This is a genomic window from Vibrio sp. 1CM7H, from assembly GCF_023161645.1.
Classification (GTDB): domain Bacteria; phylum Pseudomonadota; class Gammaproteobacteria; order Enterobacterales; family Vibrionaceae; genus Vibrio; species Vibrio diabolicus.
The window spans coordinates 1-3,420 of the sequence record NZ_JALNTV010000021.1 but is presented as its reverse complement, the minus strand read 5'-3'; the positions used below and the strand labels follow the sequence as shown (position 1 = coordinate 3,420).

The 3,420-nt window shown below is 40.4% G+C and carries 4 protein-coding genes; 1 reads left to right on the top strand and 3 read right to left on the bottom strand.

Annotated elements, in window-relative coordinates; translation table 11 throughout:
• Positions 1–3 precede the first annotated feature (3 nt).
• The 3 genes from MSG33_RS23420 to MSG33_RS23410 form a co-directional block, all read right to left on the bottom strand.
• Positions 4–1,050, bottom strand: a complete 1,047-nt coding sequence (locus tag MSG33_RS23420) for a site-specific DNA-methyltransferase (protein WP_248382321.1) — start codon at positions 1,048–1,050, stop codon at positions 4–6.
• Positions 1,051–1,271: 221 nt separating this feature from the next.
• Positions 1,272–2,453: a site-specific integrase gene (locus MSG33_RS23415; RefSeq protein WP_248382319.1), complete on the bottom strand. Its 1,182-nt coding sequence runs from the start codon at positions 2,451–2,453 to the stop codon at positions 1,272–1,274.
• Positions 2,454–2,463: 10 nt separating this feature from the next.
• Positions 2,464–2,826, bottom strand: coding sequence for a hypothetical protein (locus MSG33_RS23410; RefSeq protein WP_248382317.1), 363 nt, complete (start codon positions 2,824–2,826; stop codon positions 2,464–2,466).
• Between the two features lie 256 nt (positions 2,827–3,082).
• Here MSG33_RS23410 and MSG33_RS23405 point away from each other — a divergent pair.
• On the top strand, positions 3,083–3,420 hold a 338-nt coding region (locus MSG33_RS23405; protein WP_248382315.1), incomplete at its 3' end, for a hypothetical protein.

Here is a 3,420-nt window from a genome sequence, read left to right as displayed (position 1 = left end):
TGTTCAGACATTTGCAAACCTTTCTCTAGCTAGCTCAATATATTCATCAGAAATATCGATTCCAATAGACTTTCTATTCAAAAGCTTCGCAACATATGAAGCTGTGCCAGTCCCTGCAAACGGATCTAAAACAATGCCATTTTCAGGGCAAGTCGAGAGGATTGGCATTTTGCACAGATCTTCAGGAAATGGGGCATAATGCTTTTTGCGCTTTTGAGTATCCTCGGGGAGTATATCCCATACATCAGAAGGTTTACTACCTTTTGGGTTGTACTTTAAGAAGTAAAACCCCTTGTCTCTCAATTCTTTAGCTCGGCCTGATACTTTTTCTGAATCAGAGTGAGTAGAACGCTGATTTCCTCGAATTACCATTCTAAAATCAGATAAAGTGCCATTAGAAATTTGGTTTAGGACATCATCTAAAGCAGCTGTCGCATTAGCTTTTTCTTCCGTAGATAAATCTGTAGAAAGCTCAATTTGTCTTTTATATCTGACGCCAGAAACGCCTGTTCCAGAGACGATTGAACCATTTACCACCTTTGTATCTCGTGGCTTTTTTCTGATCGCATCGACGTTGTAGTAGTAGCCTTTAGTTTTCTTTACAAAGTGAAAAACATTCTCATGGATGTTGCGTAGTTTGTCACTTGAGTTACAAGGTGCCCCTTTCATCTTGTTCCAAATGACGCTGTTGCGCATGATCCAGCCTTGCTGATCAATAAGTTGGAGGGCAACTCGCCAAGGAATGCACTGTAGGACTTTATCTTTGTAAGTGTCACCAATATTTAGCCAAAATGAGCCTTCGTCTTTCAAAACCCGATGCAACTCGCCAAATATTTCACATAAGTTAGAAATATATTCTTCAGGTTTTTTTTCAAGACCAATGCCACCACCTGCATATTCTCTAAGCCCCCAATATGGAGGACTTGTAATACACATATCGACACTTTTATCAGGCATACCTCTCAAGATGTGTAGAGAATCTCCTTGGAGCATTAATGGCTCGATTGAGTCTGATTGTTGGTATGCTCTGATTTGTTGTTCAATGGTCATTAGGAAAGCCTGTAACTTGGTGTACTGTATAAAAAAACAGCATTATACATCAAGATGTGATACTTTCGCTACTAACTATTTTTCAATAGTTTCTAGCACTAATAAATGGGGGGACAGATTTTTTACACACCATTACATATGATCAATGTAAACATACTAGCTGAAGTATCTAGAATCAAATCAGAAAGGTTTTAACATTCTGATTTGATTTATTAAATTATTCAGTTCTTTTCAATTAACTCTACCACATTTGCACTAACTTCCCTCAACCTACTCGAAGCCAAATGAGCATACCTAGTGCTGGTCTGTGGCGACTGATGCCCCAACAAATGCTGAACATCATAGAGTGTGGCATTTCCGCTGTTAATCAGGATCGATGCGAAGCTATGCCTCAAATCATGAATTCGGAAGTTGTCTGTAATCCCGGCAGCTTTCTTGATTCGAGCAAATGCCTTCTTCGGATGAGCGATAGGTCTACCGGGTGCATCTCCGGCAAAGATATAGGGGTTCTTCGGTTGTTGAAATCGTCGTTGATCATGGATGACTTCCTTAGCTAATTGGTTGAGTAGGACTGTCCTCGAAAGACCGGACTTTGTGTGGGGTAGAAATAGGCTCCAATTGCCGTCGTCGTCGACGGTAAGGCATTCCCATTTCGAACTGGTAATTTCCCCGATTCGCATTCCTGTTAGTAGCGCAAATTTCAATGCATTAGCTTGGGTGTGATTCGGTTCCTCGTTACATGCCTTGATGAAGGCTGAAACCTCAGCCCGTGATAGGAAACGTTGGCGAACATTATTTTCCTTCAACTTCCTGATGTACTGACCGGGATTTGAGTCAACATAGCGCCACTCCATTGCGAGCCTGAACATTCGGAGGATAAGCGACCGCAAACGATTTACCGTGGCTGGCTTTCTACCTTCTAGTAATCCGTCCAACAATTTCTGAATGTCCTGCTGACCGATATCAGTGAGAGGTTTCTTGCCCCACTTCGGATAGAAATGGAGCTTGAGACTACCTGCATCACTTTTGGCGGTGAGCTTGTTCATCATCGCGTAGGGTAAGTAGTGCAGCTCCGCAAATTCTTGGAAAGTAAGGACGTTGCGCTTTTCATCACGAATAGCCTTGGGGTCATTACCAAGAGCAATTTCCCGTTTATGGTCATTGGCAATCTGGCGAGCAGTGTTGATGTCTAGCGCTGGATACTCACCTAGTTGGATGGATTTCTTAGTTCCGTGGAGGGTATACCTGAACAAGAAACGCTTCCGACCTTGGCGATTGACGATTAATTTTAAACCGCTACACAACTCGTCAGTGTATTCCGTTTCCTTACTTTTGCTCGACGGCGGCGTCGGTGGTAGTGAGTCTAGTTGGCGCTTATTGAATTTGAATTTTCGGGATTGCATCACTGCCTCCTTAGTCATTCTCGATGGAGAAGTATTGGCGTAATTCGGTGAGTAGCGTCTTAGGTAGCAGTATGTAGATACCCTTACCAGAGTCCTCGACAATACTCAGGGTCAGCACTGCTCCGTAGTCCAGTTCGTCTTCGAATTCGGTATAGGTCAGTACATGTTTCAGTAATTCGATATCGTCGACGACGACGGCAGAGAGTTCGGATTTTGATGTGAGGAACCAGAGTTCACATTGCAGTTCATCCCATGTTTGTTGGGTTTCTGCTTCATCGTGAAATGGCTCGGTGAGTATTTCTTTAACTTGTTCTTGTAGAGTTGTGGTGATTGGTAATGAGGACAGGTTTCCTAAAAATGCAACTTTGATCATATTAAACTCCATGATTATCAGTATCATAGTGTTAATATGTGTCTGATTTTGGAGCTAATACAGGTAGTAATTAGATATCCTTTTTAAAGTTCGAATAGAATTACGTAATAGATATTTCGGGCTTGATTTAAATCGATATTAACTCTAATCGATTGGGGTAACAGAACGGGTGCTGTTAAATGAACTCTTGGATTTTTTAATCAAGATTACAGCATTGAAAAGTGTGATTTAAATAAATTATCTTTTTGTGAGGCTTATGAAAATCAACCTGTTTGATGTGGCAAAAATTTATGGAAATATAATTAGTTTCGAACTATCTGTCACACAGAAGATTAAAATAGAAAAACTGATAAGAGAAAGAATTGATCGAGGCCCTTGGTGTATTTTTCCAATCGTAAAAACGAGAGATGAGTATAAGCACTTAAACATTGAAAATATTATTAGTAACAAGAATTTTTTCACTTGTGATGAGAAGAATAAATTGTATGAGGGCATATATGAAGCCATTCCTGACAACTTAAAATTGTATGTAACAGAGCCTAATGTCGTTCCTATCATAAAGTCAAAACAATATATTAACAAAAAAGAAGAAAT